Here is a 14576-nt window from a genome sequence, read left to right as displayed (position 1 = left end):
GAGCTATCTCTCAAACGGAATGGTGAACGAAACGGTCAAACCCGCCGGATCGAAATGCGTTTCCAACTTTCCTTGCAGGCGATATTCGATCTCGCCGCGCAACAGTTCGAATCCGAAGCCGGTCGCGTTCGGCTCGCCTATGGTCGGGCCGTCGCGCTCTCGCCAGTCCACCTGCAACTGATTTTCTTGAATAGACCAGCGGATGGAGATCCTGCCGTTTTCTTTGGAAAGCGCCCCATGTTTGGTGGCGTTGGTCGCGAGCTCGTGCGCGACCATGGCCAGGGACAGGCCTTGTTGTGGAGTCAGCCGCAAATCGCTGCCCTCAAGCGTGAAGGTGTCGTGCCCAAACGCCTGCAATTCGCCAGCAAAGATTTCCCGGATGGACACGTCTTTCCACGCTTCGTTGGACAGGCTGGTATAGGCCCGTGCGAGCGCACCAAGGCGCCCCTCGAACGAGGCCTGAAACGCTTCCATAGACGACGAGCGGGCTATGGTCCGTTTGGCGATCGCCGCCACCACCGCCAGCATGTTCTTGACGCGATGGTTCAGCTCGGAGATCAGCACCTGCTTGTGGGCTTCCCCTTCGGCAAGCTGGGTGACATCCACCAGTGTCACAACGACACCGTCGATATCTTCGCCGCTTGCGCGATAGGGGATGATTCTGACGAGATGATGCTTGCCGTCGGCGTCGCGCGCGAGTTGATGGTGAACCGGCTCTCCGCTGTCGAAAACGCCCTGGATATCGTTCTTGAAGCTCGGATATTCGAGGCGGCTGGAGAGTTCCGTCAGCGGTCGACCCACATCCGACGGGCGCAGGTTGAAAAACGTGGCGGCCGAGGGCGTGTAAGTGCGGATCACCAGTTGCCGATCGAGAAAGATGGTCGCGATCTGCGTGCTGTCAAACAGGTTGCGAAGGTCGCTGTTGGCGCGGTCCAGTTCCTCGATCTTGCCGTTCAGCTCGGCATTGATCGTGTTCAGCTCCTCGTTCAAGGACTGGGTTTCCTCCTTGGACGCCTCCAGCTCTTCGTTGCTCGATTGCACCTCTTCGTTGACCGACATCAGTTCTTCGTTGGACGATTTGAGCTCTTCCAGCGCCGTCTCATATTCTTCGATCGTCGATTGCAGGCGTTCCTTCGTATCACGCAATTCTCGTTCGAGTTCGTGGTTGCCTTCCACGGCACTTGCCGACGCATTGTCGCCCTTCGTCTCAGTTGTCTCCTCAGAACGGAAGACGACGATGAAGAGCTGTTCGCGACCACCATCGATCGGCTCGATTGTGATGCCGCAAAACTGCAGCGGATCTTCGTCGGGGTCGAGAACGATGTTCACGCGACTGACAGGCTTGCGCGAACTGATGCATTCGCGTAACGCCGAACGCAGGTCGAGCCGCAGGCCCTTTCTGGCAAGGGTCAGAAGCTGGCGGCTCGGGACACCCTGCGGTAATTCCAGAAACCGCCCCGTGCCTGCGGAATAATAGACGATATCCGCATCGGCATTGACGACCACATGGGGCGGCGCGTGGCGCTCGATGATCCTCGCCTCGACCGATTGCTTGAGCGAATGGCCGCTTTCACGGGGGCCGACCGTCATCGTGTCATCAGATACGGTGGACCGCTCACGCCCGAAGAGCGACGGAACGCGCGGCATCTTGACCGGCAGGTCGCGCGCCTGAAACACGCGGTGCTTCTTGTCGAGGGTGGCGAACAGTTCGCCATATTGCCCGATACTCTCGGAGCTTCCGAGGAAGAGATAGCCGCCGGACCGCAGCGAATAATGGAAGATCGGAATGACCTGCCGCTGCACGTCGGGCCCAAGATAGATCAGGAGGTTGCGACAGGAGACCATGTCCATGCGCGCGAACGGCGGGTCGCGGATCAGGCTGTGCGGCGAGAAGATGCACAGCTCACGGACCTCGTTCGTGATCACATAACTTGCGCCATCCGGCTTGAAGAAGCGCCGGCGGCGTTCGGCCGACAGCCCGTCGAGCAGGGTCGCGGGATAACGCGCCGCGCGGGCAACCGCCAGCGCCGGCTCATCGATATCGGTTGCGAAAATCTGCACCTTGGGCGCAGTGCTCACCTTGTCCAGATGTTCCTTGATCTGGATGGCGATGGAATAGACCTCTTCGCCGGTGGCGCAGCCGGGCACCCAGATGCGGACGGCATCATTGGCGGCCTTGCCCTCGAACAGTTTCGGAATGATCTGCTCTTCGAGCAGGCGAAAGGCGTCCTGATCACGGAAGAAATTGGTGACGTTGATCAGAAGGTCCTTGAAAAGGTTGGATACCTCGTCGGGCTCCGAGCGAAGCAGCTCGATATAGCCGGCTAACGTTTGCAACTGCCGCACCTGCATCCGGCGCCGGACGCGGCGGAAGAAGGTCTTGGTCTTGTAGCCGGAAAAATCATGGCCGGAATGAGCTGACAGCACCGTGCAAATCTCGCGGCGGGCCGTTTCCTGATCCATCCCGTCTTCAGCGCCGCCGTGTTGCGCCACGCTGTCGAGCATGTCGAAGCTGCGTGCGAACGCCATCAGCCGGTCGGCCATCTGATTGACCGGCACTGCGATATCGATGACGCCGCTGGCGATTGCGGATCGGGGCATGTCGGGGTTGCGCGGGCCATCGCCATCCGCGGTCTGCGCCAGCGTTAAACCACCGGCTTCCTTCACCGCCTTGGCGCCGAGCGTGCCATCGCCATCACCACCCGAAAGAACCACGGCGACCGAATATTCGCCGCGGTCTTGCGCGAGAGAGGCGAGGAAGACGTCGATTGGTTTGCGATTCGCGATGGACAAGATCAGGCTGCTTCGACTGCAGGCGGCCATCCTGGACCGTCAGGATGGCATCGGAGGGCATGACATAGACGTTGTTCTTCTCGATCGCCAGGTCGTGCTGAGCAACCAAAATTGGCATCGAGGTGTAGTGCTGCAGAACCTCGTGCAGGCGGCTTTCGCGCGCGGGATTAAGATGCGTGACAACGACAAAGGCCAAGCCCGGATCGGCCGGAAACGGTTTGAGGAAGTCCTCCAATGCCGGGACGCCACCGGCAGAGGCACCGACTCCGGCGATTGGGAACTGGGAATTTCGGGACATGAGCTTCGTCGCTTGCTTGAATCAAGAAGCTATGTAGCGCACCGGATAAATTTACACACCTGCAAACCGCTCAAATTCGATTGACGGCAGTGTCTTGAGAACGCAGACACATCCGCGTAGATGGTGTGGCGGGCCCGGCAGGACTCGAACCTCCAACCAGTCGGTTATGCGATGTCAGCATTGGAGGCGGCGCTCCGATAAGTCCGAACCATGGCGCATGATATTTGCCGAGCGGCTTTAGAACGACAGTTGCAACGAAGCTCCTACTGCAACCGTGGCGGATACCATGATCCAGGGCTGCACTTTCCATACGACCAACAGTATGAAGGCGGTCAGCGCGAGCGCGAAATCGTGCGCGTTCAAGACGGCGTTGGTCCAGATCGGACTGTAAAGGGCGGCGTCTGGGTGGGACAACCTGGGGGAGTCCATGACCAAGCGCGAACGGACCGATACTGGAGCCGACAAACGCTATGTCCGAATGTATCGACTGGCAGTGAGAGGCAGGGCGGATCATGTCGCGTGCGCCAGACCACGCTTGCCGGATCGAAGCCAGGCAGCAATGACAGCGGAGGTTCAGCAGAACACGCTCCACAGTTCAAAACGCTCTCCGAAATCTGACCTGACCGAGTAAGCCAAAGCGCGTAGACCCAAGCTCTTAATTTGGATGTCCGTCGTCGTCGCCGTCGCGGTTTGCTTGTTCGCGCATCGCAGCTGGAAGCAAAGACCACACCGCCAGGAACAGCGCAGCAACCACCGGACCGATAACAATGCCATTAGGACCAAAAGCGGCGATGCCGCCAAGCGTTGAAATTAACACCAGGTAGTCCGGGATCCTAGTCTCCTTGCCGATCAGAATAGGTCGCAAAAGGTTATCGACCAGACCAATCACCAGAAAACCGTAGATGAGCAGCACGGTGCCTTGCCACAGCGCCCCTGAAGCCAGCAGGTAGATCGCGATGGGTCCCCACACAAGGCTGGTCCCGACAACCGGCAGAAGTGCAAATATCACCATCACCGTGCCCCACAGTACTGGGGCTCTGATGCCGAGGACCCCGAGGATCAGGGCGCCAAGGGTCCCCTGCACGAGCGCCACGATGATGCTGCCTTTGACGATGGCGTTGATCGTCACGGCGAAACGACTAAACAGCGCCCGGCGCCGCATGCTGCTGAGCGGCATCGCCTCGCCGATGAGGTGGGCCAACGCTCGCCCGTCGCGTATCAGAAAGAAGAGCAGGTAGAGCATTACGAAAAAACTTGCCACGAGGTGGAAGGTCGACTGCCCAATGTTGATCGCCTGACCCGCCAAGAACTGGCCGCTCTCCAGTAGCGTGTTCAGTAACCGCGTGCGCAGCGCTCCAGCATCGGGGAGTTCTATTCGGCTGAGCAGGCCGTTCAACCAGCCTGGCAGCAGGTCGCGCAGCCCCTGGACGTCGATTTCTAGAACGATCTGGCCCGACGCGATGTCCTTATAAACGGAGGCAGCCTCACGGAATATAAGGTTCGCTATGAGGAAAAAGGGCAGGATCACCATCACGAGAATGATCAACAAAGTGATCAACGCGGCGACGTTGTTCCGGCCGGGCATACTTGCGACGACGCGGCGGTTCACCGGCGCGAACAGCACGGCGAGTACAATCGCCCAAAGGATCGCGCCGGAGAATGGCCATAGCACCCACGCAAAGGTTAGGGTGACCACGGCGGTCAACAAGATGAAGATCTTGTACTCGAATTGCTGCACGGCCAGCTTCCGGTTGAGCCTGCACGTTCGACTATTCAGGAACGCTGTCAAGCTCGTCTTGACCGGAGTTGGACGAACAACGCTCGCGCGATCATTCGGAGCCCAGTCTCTTCCGAAAGGTCCCGGCAGCCGGCCCGGCTTCGCCACGAGAAGGACCGCGTTCCCGTGATCCAGGCATCAACGGCATCATTGGTTGTCGGTCGCAGATGAGGAACTCGGGTCCGCCTCAGGCATAGTCACGTACGAGATCGCCTCTTCAACGAGTGCGTTCACCTGCCGCACTCTAGGGTGCCCAATCATCCTGCCCCCCGCGCAGCCATTCCGCCCCGAACGGTGAAAGTCGGTTCGGCTACTGGGAATTTCACGAGAGTTCCGGACCCTTGTGGTAGGCACAAAAGATGGCGTTCTCCGTCGTGCTTGGGTTCGCCGCTGATCCCTCCTCCGCTGGGCCCGGCTGAGTTCATCGATAATCCCCGAGATAGAACCTTTGACGCATGCCTCTGACCGCGCTCAGAGGGCCGCCTGTGGAACCACATCTCACGCCCGCAGTTTTTACGCCAGGTCCGGTTGCCCATCCCCTCCGGACCCTGATGTACTGGAACCTAGTGGCCCCGTCAGTCGCCTTTCGGCGCCCGCGATTGGGTGGGTCAGACAGCGGGGAGGGCAGAGCAACCCTGCAGGAGCTGCTCACCACATTGTTGTTACCCTATGCTGGGGAAACAGATCGGGGGCATCGCGTGACGATATGAGGTGCGACCTATGGGTGTCACGGACGGCCATAACCGGTCTTGCTCTTGTCGTGCATGGTTTGCAACGAGCGCCGCCAAATATGAAGCGTTGTCGACCGACAGCGGCCGACTCGACATCGAATGAATAGATCGTTGCGAAACGCTGGAATTGGTCTGGACCGAGCGAGGAGGGCCTGCAGTCGCGCAGGACAAAGCTTGGCAAGCTCGCTGTCGAAAAACAGTTCCGCGGAGAAATCATTCGCATCTGGGACCCCAAGGGCCTCGTCGTTCGGCTGATCGTTCCGAAGGATCGAAACGCGACCAGCTCGAAGGAAAAATCCAGGAATGCTATGGTCTTGAGAAGGACCGCGCCAAGCGCGACATTGACGACTGGTACAGCAAACAGGATGATTGGTAAGGGTCCTCTCTGGCATAATCGAAACCCGCCGTCGGCGGGGTTGGATTTCCACTGGTCCGTGGTGCGTGATCGACGCACAAGCAGTTGCGCACCCTCCGTGGTTCTTGGTCGAACTACCGGGTGCGCAAATCATCCGTAATTCACTGAGGACGTTGGAACTTTAACAACCGTCATGGCGTTTTCGGGTTCCTGAACATCATCAAAGGAGTGGGACCATGCGACGCATTCTTATTGCTCTTGCAGCGACAACGATGATGGTTGGAGCGGCTGCCGCGCAGACGGCGGAAACCGCCACCACGGAAACCTTCGTTACCGCCAAGCCGACCGATGTGTTGAGCTATAACCTGGTCAATCTCAATGTCACCAACAATGCCAACGAGACGATCGGGGAAATCAAGGATCTGATCCTGTCGGAAGATCGGCTGACGGGTTACATCGTGTCGGTCGGCGGGTTTCTCGGGATGGGTGATCGCTACGTGATCGTGAGCCCGAAGGCCGTCAAAATCACCTATGTCGAAAACGACAAGAAGTGGACGGCGGTGATGGACGCGACCAAGGATCAGCTCAAGGCGGCCCCTGAGTTCAAATACGAAGGCCGCTGGGAACGCTAATCCGGGCGACGACCAAATGAAAAGGTTCTGGAACTGACCTTTTCATTCGCAACGGGCCAAGGATTTGTCCGCGACACGTGCATTGTACAAGGCCTTTTTAAGGATGCGTTGAATGGCCAAGCTCTCGAAGCCCGCCGCTCCGGCTGTCGGCGATACCCAGGACGCCCTGGAAAAGCAGATCGCGACGCTTCGCCATGAAGTGGCAAAGGTCAACAAGCTGCTTGCGGATCGAACGAACGGCGTGTTGGATCAAGCGCGCGAGCGGGCAGCCGATCTTTACGAGGATGTGTCGAAATCGGCGGCGGGGGCGGCGCAGCAAAGGGGCACGCAGGCCCGGGCGGTTCGGATCCGCGTCGCCGTTGGTATTGATGCAACTCATCAAAACTTGGGTCGGATACGATGAACTGATCACATGCGGATCCTCGGTCGACTGGCTTTTCCGTTCCGCCTGCTCTCAGGTGAGATTTCAGCCGTTCTCTGACGCACGTTGAAGTTGATGCGCCGCCTGAAGGCATATTATGCTTGCGCGTCAGGGTGAACCCGCTGCAACGATCTTCGCGACAACAGGAATCAAGCAATGTCGTCAATTCCATGGGTAGAATTAGTTCAGCAGAATACGGCTAAATACAGCGAGCTCGTTGCTGGCATTGATCCTTCGCTGGTGGAAATGCCTGCTTTCTTTGAGCAGGATGACGGCATTCCCTGGATTAGCCGCTTCGTCGATTTTGTCTTGGACGCCATCGAGGGACAGGTTGGATTTGTAAAGTTTCAAAGCGCCTATTTCGAAGCGTGCGGTATTTCTGGTCTCACGGCGCTTTCCTTGGGCATGAAGCGGGCCAAGGCCGTCGGAATGGGCGTGATCCTGGATGCCAAAAGGGGCGACATCGGAGCAACCGCTAACGCCTATGCCCACGCCTATCTGACACCGGCGTCCGAAGGCGGAAGCGGTGACTTCGAAGCGGATTGCTTGACGGTAAATCCGCTGATGGGCCCGGACACGCTCGAGCCCTTTGCCGCAACCGCAAAGCGCTACGGCAAAGGGCTTTTTGTGCTCTGCCGGACATCCAATCCCGGCGCCGGCTGGCTGCAGGACAAGAGGACGGGGAACCGACTGATCTCCGATCACGTTGCCGATCTCATCGAAGGTCTTGCCCCAGACCCTGAAGGTTTGAACCCGATTGGTGCCGTTATCGGAGCGACGGTTCCGCATGAAGGAAGGCGGCTGCGAATGCTTCTCCCGCGCTCCATCATTCTGGCTCCGGGCCTTGGTGCACAAGGCGGTGATGCCAGCAGCATACATGCCCTTCGTGGAACACAGCAGGGCGATCTGCTAGTTCCGGTCTCGCGCGGCCTTACTCGCGTCGAAGACCGAGGAATCTCTGCGGCAACCTATCGCGATCTGATCTTGCAACGGATCAATGCCTTCAAGGGTGCGATCGCTCAAGGCCCAACGTCTAGGACCGCGATGGGCTAAACAGCAGCGCTACCTGCTGAAAAGCAGCCATTGCCGTTAGCCGTGAGATGGCCCTTACCAGACCTCCGATGGAGGCGCCCCTGGTTACCGAATGTCATGAAGCGGTCCCGGCACGTCCGGCATACTCTCGTGGAGAGCCCGACACGATCCTTCAGATGGGGCAGGGGACGATCCTGCCACAATTCTGAACGGAGGCCCCCAAACCGATCCGAGATTTTCGCGCGTCTAAAAACGGTTTTCGGCTCGATGAACTCCAAGAACATCGGACAACCGTGACGTAATTGTTTTCATCACGTCGGGTGCGCTTCTATCTACGCCGTAGACGAAACCCGGAAAATCGAGTGTCTTTTGGAGCGCCCAGATAGCTTCGTGCTGCTCCGGCGAGAGAATTTGCACTGGGTCACCGACAGCGACCCACCCGATTGGAACGGTCGAGCCCGGTTCCAACCGCGTCCGCAGATGCACGGTTCCGTTGATGCGGACTTCCGACCCCTGTCCGATCTGCGCGCCGTGAAACACGGCTGCCCCAGTGGCGACGAAAACTTCGTCGTCAATTTGGGCTCCAACGACATGGCTGTTTGGACCGACTATACAATGGTCTCCGATGGAGCAGTCATGCCGACTGGTGGCTCGGATGACCGCATTCTCGAACACGATGCAATTCCTACCGATGCGGATGGAGCCGCCGGCTTCCGCCACCAAGCGAGCACCATGCATGATTCTGCTGCCCGCACCAATCGTAACATCGCCGCAGACCGTTGCGTCCTGCGCAACCCAGGCCTCGGGATCGATCGATGGCGACTGTTGTTCATACGATAAAATCACGTTCTTACTCTCCTGCCTCTATCTTGGCGCTACGACGATGCCCGCACACTTTCGAGGTGCCAGACTTTGGCGACGATCCGCCAGCCATCAATGCCCTTCACGAAGCAAAGATGGTCGATGAAGACGTTCGCGTGGATCCGCAGCCTGACTTTCACCGTGGCGGCAGCCTGCGAAAGCCAATCGATCAAAATGATCTCGTCTTCGCGCTCCTGCGAGCAGCTCGCGGGCGACTCACGTTCTGCAATGACGTTGCGATAGTCTGCTATCGGATCGACGGTGATTGCGCCTTCGTCAACGTCGAAAAGGCTGCAGGCCGGATGAAAGATTTGATCAAAGAGTGAGAGATCGCACGCGTAGAGGGCATCGAAATAGGTTTGTATTGCGTCCAGCAAGTCGGTATCGCGGCTCATCCGGTTTCTCCGTAGTAGTTGAGAGTGTTCGTGTCGCATGCGGACAGCCCACGTTGCCACCGGCAGAAATGCCAGATAAGACGGCATTCATGCCAAAAAATGAGAGCCCACGTTTTCCTGCAAACAGGCGTGTCGTCAGCCTCGTCTATGACGGCCTCTGTACCTTCGAGTTCGGGATCACGGCCGAAGTCTTCGGCTTGGACCGCCCTGAAGTGGGACCCAACTGGTATCAGTTCAAATCGGTCTCGCTGGAGGATCAGGTTCTTCATGCCTGCGGTGGGCTGACGATCGCAGCAACAGGCACTGAGACCGATCTGCACCGGGCCGGAACGATCATCGTCCCCGGCTGGCGCGGACCCGATGCGCCTGTACCGGATCAGATCTGCAACGCATTGGTCCGTGCTCATCGGGGCGGCGCCCGCATCGTTTCCATCTGCGGGGGTGCCTTCGTGCTTGCAGCGGCCGGCTTGCTCGATGGCCGTCGTGCCACGACGCATTGGCGTTTCGCCGAGGAACTGGCCCGCCGCTATCCCGCCATCGAGATCGACGCGAGCTGTCTCTATATAGATGAGGGTGACATTCTCACTTCAGCGGGCAGCTCGGCAGGGATAGATCTTTGCCTGCATATCGTCCGTTCGGATTTTGGGTCAGAGCTCGCCAACATGGTGGCCCGCCGCCTGGTGATGTACAGCCATCGGCAGGGTGGACAATCCCAATTCATCGAGCGTCCCGTGCCCATGAAGCGGGAGGCGGATCGATTGTCATCGATTCTCGACCATGTTCAGGCCAACCTGCAACACCCACATACGGTCAGTTCCCTGGCCCGCCAGGCCGGCATGAGCGAACGCACCTTTCAGCGCCGCTTTTGCTCATTGACCGGCTTGCCCACGCACAAATGGATCCTCAGGGAAAGGCTTGAGCAAGCGCGCAACTTGCTCGAGAGCAGCCCTTCCGCGCTTGATGACATTGCGCGGATAGCGGGACTCGGAAGCGCGGAAAACCTGAGGCTTCAGTTTGGTCGATATTATGGGGTTAGCCCATCGATCTATCGTGACCGTTTTGCGCGGCGACCGGAAATCGTCCAGGCGCGTCTGAAGCATACAGGCCAAAGTTCGTGAGACGCCGGTTTTCATTGGCTCTCGCAGCTACGTCAACGATCATGCGACAAGATGCGCGCCACGCAAATACGGCTCAATAGATGCTTCCGGCGCACCGGCCGCGGATCGCCGTGTCGCTGCTTTCGGTGGCGGCATGCGTGTGCCAATGGCGAACGGAATCGCGCTGATAGCCGCAAACCCGGCAAAGAGGAGAAACATGCCAGGTCCACCAGACGCGCCAAGCATGGCACCGCCAAGCGTTGGTCCTATGAAATTCCCGATGGTCGAGAACGAGTGAGCGCCAAAGTAGCTGCCTCTGTTCCGGTCGTCCGAGATGCCGTCGACCAGCATGTACTCGCAAACCCTTTTACGTCGGATCGGATAAATTGCTTCGCCGGCACGATTACACTGTCGACCTATGGAAAAATGCGGCCGCTGTCCATTTCATTTCTCAAACTTCTCCAGTCGTCGAGCTTTGGGTTTTAACGTTCCCGGTCACAGCGGAGGTAAAGCATCTGAGAAAGGTTCGGGAACGCAGATTCTACGCGTGAGCCCGGCGTCCCGCTCTGTATCCGACGCCCACCAACCAGCAATTTGTTACACTTCTGAACGTAACAGGAAATACGACGTACACTTGCCAGGTGCCAAATCCTCTCGGCAGCCCGAACCACAAACGACTTTATGTCGAAAGGACAGCAAGTGATGAAGACAGCAACGCAATATCGCACTTCAGTGTTTGGATCGATCGCTACTCGTGGCGCACTGTTCGCCGTTGCGGCAATGGTGAGCGCGATTGGCCTTCAGCCGCCGTCGGCAATGGCGGCGCCGGATGAGATCCGCCCCTTCACAGTCAAAATTCCCGACGACCAGGTGGCGGAGATGCGTCAGCGCATCATTGAGACGCGATGGCCGGAAAAGGAAACGGTTAAGGATTCCTCGCAAGGCGTTCCGCTCAAGGCGATGCGCAAACTTGCTGATTACTGGGCCAAGGATTACGACTGGCGCAAGGGCGAGGCGAAACTGAACGCGTATCCCCAGTTTGTCACCGAGATCGACGGTCTCGACATCCATTTCATTCATGTGCGCTCGAAACACAAGAACGCTCTTCCCCTGGTCATCAACCATGGATGGCCCGGCTCCGTCTTCGAACAGCTCAAGATTATCGACCCGTTGGTCAACCCGACGGCGTACGGTGGCAAAGCCTCCGACGCATTCGATGTCGTAATCCCATCGATGCCTGGATATGGATTCTCTGAAAAGCCTACTGAGACCGGCTGGGGTCCCGAGCGCATGGGCCGCGCTTGGCATGAACTGATGCAAAGGCTTGGGTACAAGCGTTACGTGGCACAAGGCGGCGACTGGGGCGCCTTCGTCGTCGACCAGATGGGCCTGCAAAAGCCAGAGGGCTTGCTGGCAGTGCACACCAATATGCCCGCGACCGTTCCCGCTGACGTAGACAAGGCCCTTCTTGCCGGTGCGCCGGCACCATCGGGCCTGTCCAAGGAAGAGAACCGCGCCTACCAGCAACTGGTTCGAACCTTCAAGCAGGTCGATTATGCAAGGCTGATGGCGACGCGTCCGCAGACGCTATACGGAATCGCGGATTCGCCTGTCGGTCTCGCGGCTTGGCTTCTCGACCACAACGACGCTGATGGCCAGCCCGCTGAAGCCGTGGCAATTGCGCTGGATCGAGAGACTAGCTCCAAGGGCGAACTGACTCGTGACGAGATTCTCGACAACATCAGCCTGTACTGGCTGACGAACACGGGCGTTTCCGCGTCTCGCCTCTATTGGGAATATAAAGGCGGGTTCTTCAACACCAAGGGGGTCACCATCCCCGTTGCCGTTAGCGTTTTCCCTGGTGAGCAGTATGAGGCACCGCGCAGTTGGACGGAGAAAGCCTATCCGAACCTCATCCACTACAACAAGGTGGAGAAGGGTGGCCACTTTGCCGCGTGGGAGCAACCCATGCTGTTCGCTCAGGAACTCCGCGACGGCTTCAAGTCCGTTCGGTAACCAGTCTTAGCGCAATTGCAGGCTTCCTCCTGCCGGAATTGCGCTCGGAGGACGCGGACGGGCTCTTGGCGTCCGCGTCCTCGCTTTCCAGTTCAGCCAATTGGACACGCTCAATGGCGGCCACCCTAACGGAGTTAACAGTATGTCACTATTTTCTCAGTTCACCAGCAGACATAGCGTCATCGCTGCCACCGCATTGACTGGGCTTTTTCTGCAGGCTGCGGTCGCTGAGGCGGAAACGCTGTCGAACTCTCATGCCAGCACGAAAGCCACCGTACACTCTGAGCGCGCAGACGCAGACAACACAGCTACAGACCATCCGGCCGTTCCAGTTTCACGCTAGCGAGCAGGCTCTTACTGATCTCAAGCAGCGCATTCAATCGACCAAATGGCCGAACCAGGAACTGGTTGAGGATGGCACCCAGGGCGTGCAGCTCGCCACCATGCAGAAGCTCGCCGACTATTGCGCGGAGAATTCTCATGTGCCGCTTCGAAAACGAGAGCGGATAATGCAGCGATTTCGATCGGTCGGCGGCTTGCAACGTTTCATCGCGGTCTTTTCCGCAGTCAGAAATGTTTTCGTGCCGCCGCATCAGAAACGCTCCGCCCTTGCCACCCACATTCATCGCATCCGCGCATTGGCGCAGTGGAAAGCTGTGACCGGCGCAACGGCGTAAGTTCGCTGGCAAATGCCCTTCTGGCTTCGGGTTAAACAACGTGACATCGCCGCACAGGGTGTTCCTGGCGCACTACAAGAAAAAGATTGCTATCCTCGATCAAGAGCTCGATGTCATGAGCTCTAACGAGGTCGATGTAGCGGTCCGCTTGGGCGAGATACCTACTCGTCAACCTGCTGATATCGGTGATGAGCGACCGCCCGACCGGCGAGAAGACGCCCGCCTGATATTTTGTAATCGATGTTGCGAGTTTGGCCTTCGCCGCGTCAAGGGATTGAGTTTCCGCCTCAAATTCGGTCTCGCTAACCATCGTGGCAAAACGGGCCAGCGAGAGACGAACATCGGCGAAGTTGCCTTTGACTTCTCGCGAGGCAAGTAGGCGCTCTATCCAGAAGTTGCCGACTTTCTCCGCAGACAGCGTGATCGACCGAATGTTTCGAAGCGAGATGATCGAAGAAGTCGAAACCACGACGATGATCGTGCATATAAGCGAAAGAAGTGAGGCCTTTACACTGCCGTATCTGAAGAAAAGCCGACTTCCCGGGGGGCGCGAACCTTGTGAAAGGTTTCGTGCGCCGTGACGTAAGAGGTCCAGCCGCGGCAGGGCATGCGGCTCGAACGCGTCAGCGTATTGCGGAGCGGCAACTTACGGCGGATCGACGATAGAAGTTGCCTTTGCACATTATTTCAATCGAACAAAGCTTCTTTGCGCGAGATCAATAAAGGTCTCAGATGTCTTCAGTCGGGTCTTGTGCGGAGTATCGCGGCCGCGGGTCCAGTTAGACCGCCTATTCGATCATCATTCGTAGCTTTGTCACGTTCAACACCTCGACCGCGCGTGCGCTTTTGAGTCGAATTACCCCCATGGAGCGCAGCTTGGAGAAACTCCGTGAAACCGTCTCGATCGTCATGCCAAGATAGTCGCCGATGTCGGTTCGGGTCATTGGAAGGTCGATCGTGCCATCTGCGCCTTGACGGTCGTACAGGTCAACGAGGAAGACGGCCACTTTTTCAAGTGCGCTCTGCTTTCCGACGACCAGAAGATGTTCCTGCGCCCGCACCATGCTCTCAAGCGCCAGTGCCATTAACTCAGAAGAACTGCGGCCTTTTTCTTCGATGGTGACCGTTGTCAGACCTGTAGGTACGATGCTTTCAGCGAAGAAGCTGCGCATGGTCCGCGCTTCGAAGCCGAAGGTTTCTCCCGCAATGTGAAACGCAACCACTTGCCTGCGGCCGTCGGCGAGAAGGCGGAAGATCCGAACAGCCCCATACTCGATCCGATAGAGCGCGCCGGCCAGTTCGCCTTGGGCGTAGATTTCGGTTTCTGCCTCGTAGAATGAGATCGCGCGAGGCCGAGCGAACGAACGGCCATCAAGGCCGGCGGCGGCATTGAAGCTGAAGGAGGCGATGGAAGCGGTAGAAGCGTGCATATGACCGACCCTTTGTTGACGGTCAGATCATGACGAGGTTTGGCCACGCGCGAAATTCGTT

The 14576-nt window shown here is 58.2% G+C and carries 13 protein-coding genes and 1 pseudogene; 7 read left to right on the top strand and 7 right to left on the bottom strand.

Annotated elements, in window-relative coordinates:
• Nucleotides 1-3: 3 nt before the first annotated feature.
• The 3 genes from BLU35_RS25345 to BLU35_RS25340 form a co-directional block, all read right to left on the bottom strand.
• Nucleotides 4-2793, bottom strand: a complete 2790-nt coding sequence (locus BLU35_RS25345; RefSeq protein ID WP_286161617.1) for a CheR family methyltransferase — start codon at nt 2791-2793, stop codon at nt 4-6.
• Nucleotides 2696-3091, bottom strand: coding sequence for a chemotaxis protein CheB (locus BLU35_RS36320; RefSeq protein WP_286161616.1), 396 nt, complete (start codon nt 3089-3091; stop codon nt 2696-2698). The genes BLU35_RS25345 and BLU35_RS36320 overlap by 98 nt, the downstream gene beginning before the upstream one ends.
• A gap of 655 nt (nt 3092-3746) precedes the next feature.
• Nucleotides 3747-4829 (bottom strand): AI-2E family transporter, encoded by a 1083-nt coding sequence (locus tag BLU35_RS25340; protein WP_210185158.1) that lies wholly within the window; start codon nt 4827-4829, stop codon nt 3747-3749.
• A gap of 1044 nt (nt 4830-5873) precedes the next feature.
• Here BLU35_RS25340 and BLU35_RS36310 point away from each other — a divergent pair.
• The 4 genes and pseudogenes from BLU35_RS36310 to pyrF form a co-directional block, all read left to right on the top strand.
• Nucleotides 5874-5975: pseudogene (locus tag BLU35_RS36310) on the top strand (CsbD family protein); the annotation flags it as partial.
• 215 nt (nt 5976-6190) lie between these two features.
• The gene (locus tag BLU35_RS25330; RefSeq protein ID WP_093234968.1) at nt 6191-6586 is read left to right on the top strand and encodes a PRC-barrel domain-containing protein; all 396 of its coding nucleotides are present in this window, start codon (nt 6191-6193) and stop codon (nt 6584-6586) included.
• Nucleotides 6587-6698: 112 nt separating this feature from the next.
• The gene (locus BLU35_RS25325; RefSeq protein WP_176907429.1) at nt 6699-6989 is read left to right on the top strand and encodes a hypothetical protein; all 291 of its coding nucleotides are present in this window, start codon (nt 6699-6701) and stop codon (nt 6987-6989) included.
• Between the two features lie 174 nt (nt 6990-7163).
• Nucleotides 7164-8060 carry an orotidine-5'-phosphate decarboxylase gene (gene pyrF, locus BLU35_RS25320; RefSeq protein ID WP_093234967.1) on the top strand — a complete coding sequence of 299 codons (897 nt, stop codon included), beginning with the start codon at nt 7164-7166 and terminating at the stop codon, nt 8058-8060.
• A 225-nt stretch (nt 8061-8285) separates the two neighbouring features.
• Here pyrF and BLU35_RS25315 read toward each other — a convergent pair whose 3' ends face one another.
• Together BLU35_RS25315 and BLU35_RS25310 are read right to left on the bottom strand one after the other, a co-directional pair.
• On the bottom strand, nt 8286-8885 hold the full coding sequence (locus BLU35_RS25315; RefSeq protein ID WP_093234966.1) for a gamma carbonic anhydrase family protein: 600 nt from the start codon (nt 8883-8885) through the stop codon (nt 8286-8288).
• A gap of 29 nt (nt 8886-8914) precedes the next feature.
• Nucleotides 8915-9295 carry a nuclear transport factor 2 family protein gene (locus BLU35_RS25310; protein ID WP_093234965.1) on the bottom strand — a complete coding sequence of 127 codons (381 nt, stop codon included), beginning with the start codon at nt 9293-9295 and terminating at the stop codon, nt 8915-8917.
• A 68-nt stretch (nt 9296-9363) separates the two neighbouring features.
• On the opposite strand from BLU35_RS25310, the gene ftrA reads away from it, so the two are divergent.
• From ftrA to BLU35_RS36870, 3 genes are all read left to right on the top strand, one after another.
• Nucleotides 9364-10413 (top strand): transcriptional regulator FtrA, encoded by a 1050-nt coding sequence (gene ftrA, locus BLU35_RS25305; RefSeq protein WP_502688176.1) that lies wholly within the window; start codon nt 9364-9366, stop codon nt 10411-10413.
• A 681-nt stretch (nt 10414-11094) separates the two neighbouring features.
• Complete coding sequence (locus tag BLU35_RS25295; protein WP_093234964.1) at nt 11095-12408, top strand: epoxide hydrolase family protein; 1314 nt, start codon at nt 11095-11097, stop codon at nt 12406-12408.
• 254 nt (nt 12409-12662) lie between these two features.
• The gene (locus BLU35_RS36870) at nt 12663-13085 is read left to right on the top strand and encodes an epoxide hydrolase N-terminal domain-containing protein (protein WP_176907427.1); all 423 of its coding nucleotides are present in this window, start codon (nt 12663-12665) and stop codon (nt 13083-13085) included.
• 31 nt (nt 13086-13116) lie between these two features.
• Here the strand turns inward: BLU35_RS36870 and BLU35_RS25285 are convergent, their stop codons facing one another.
• Complete coding sequence (locus BLU35_RS25285; RefSeq protein ID WP_286161619.1) at nt 13117-13680, bottom strand: MCP four helix bundle domain-containing protein; 564 nt, start codon at nt 13678-13680, stop codon at nt 13117-13119.
• Between the two features lie 193 nt (nt 13681-13873).
• A complete protein-coding gene (locus tag BLU35_RS25280; protein ID WP_093234962.1) occupies nt 13874-14515 on the bottom strand; it encodes a helix-turn-helix domain-containing protein in 642 nt (213 codons plus the stop codon).
• Nucleotides 14516-14576: the final 61 nt, after the last annotated feature.

The sequence above is a fragment of the Sinorhizobium sp. NFACC03 genome, assembly GCF_900103435.1.
Classification (GTDB): domain Bacteria; phylum Pseudomonadota; class Alphaproteobacteria; order Rhizobiales; family Rhizobiaceae; genus Ensifer.
Note: the sequence above shows the minus strand (reverse complement) of the source record. Positions and strands in the feature narration are given on the sequence as shown.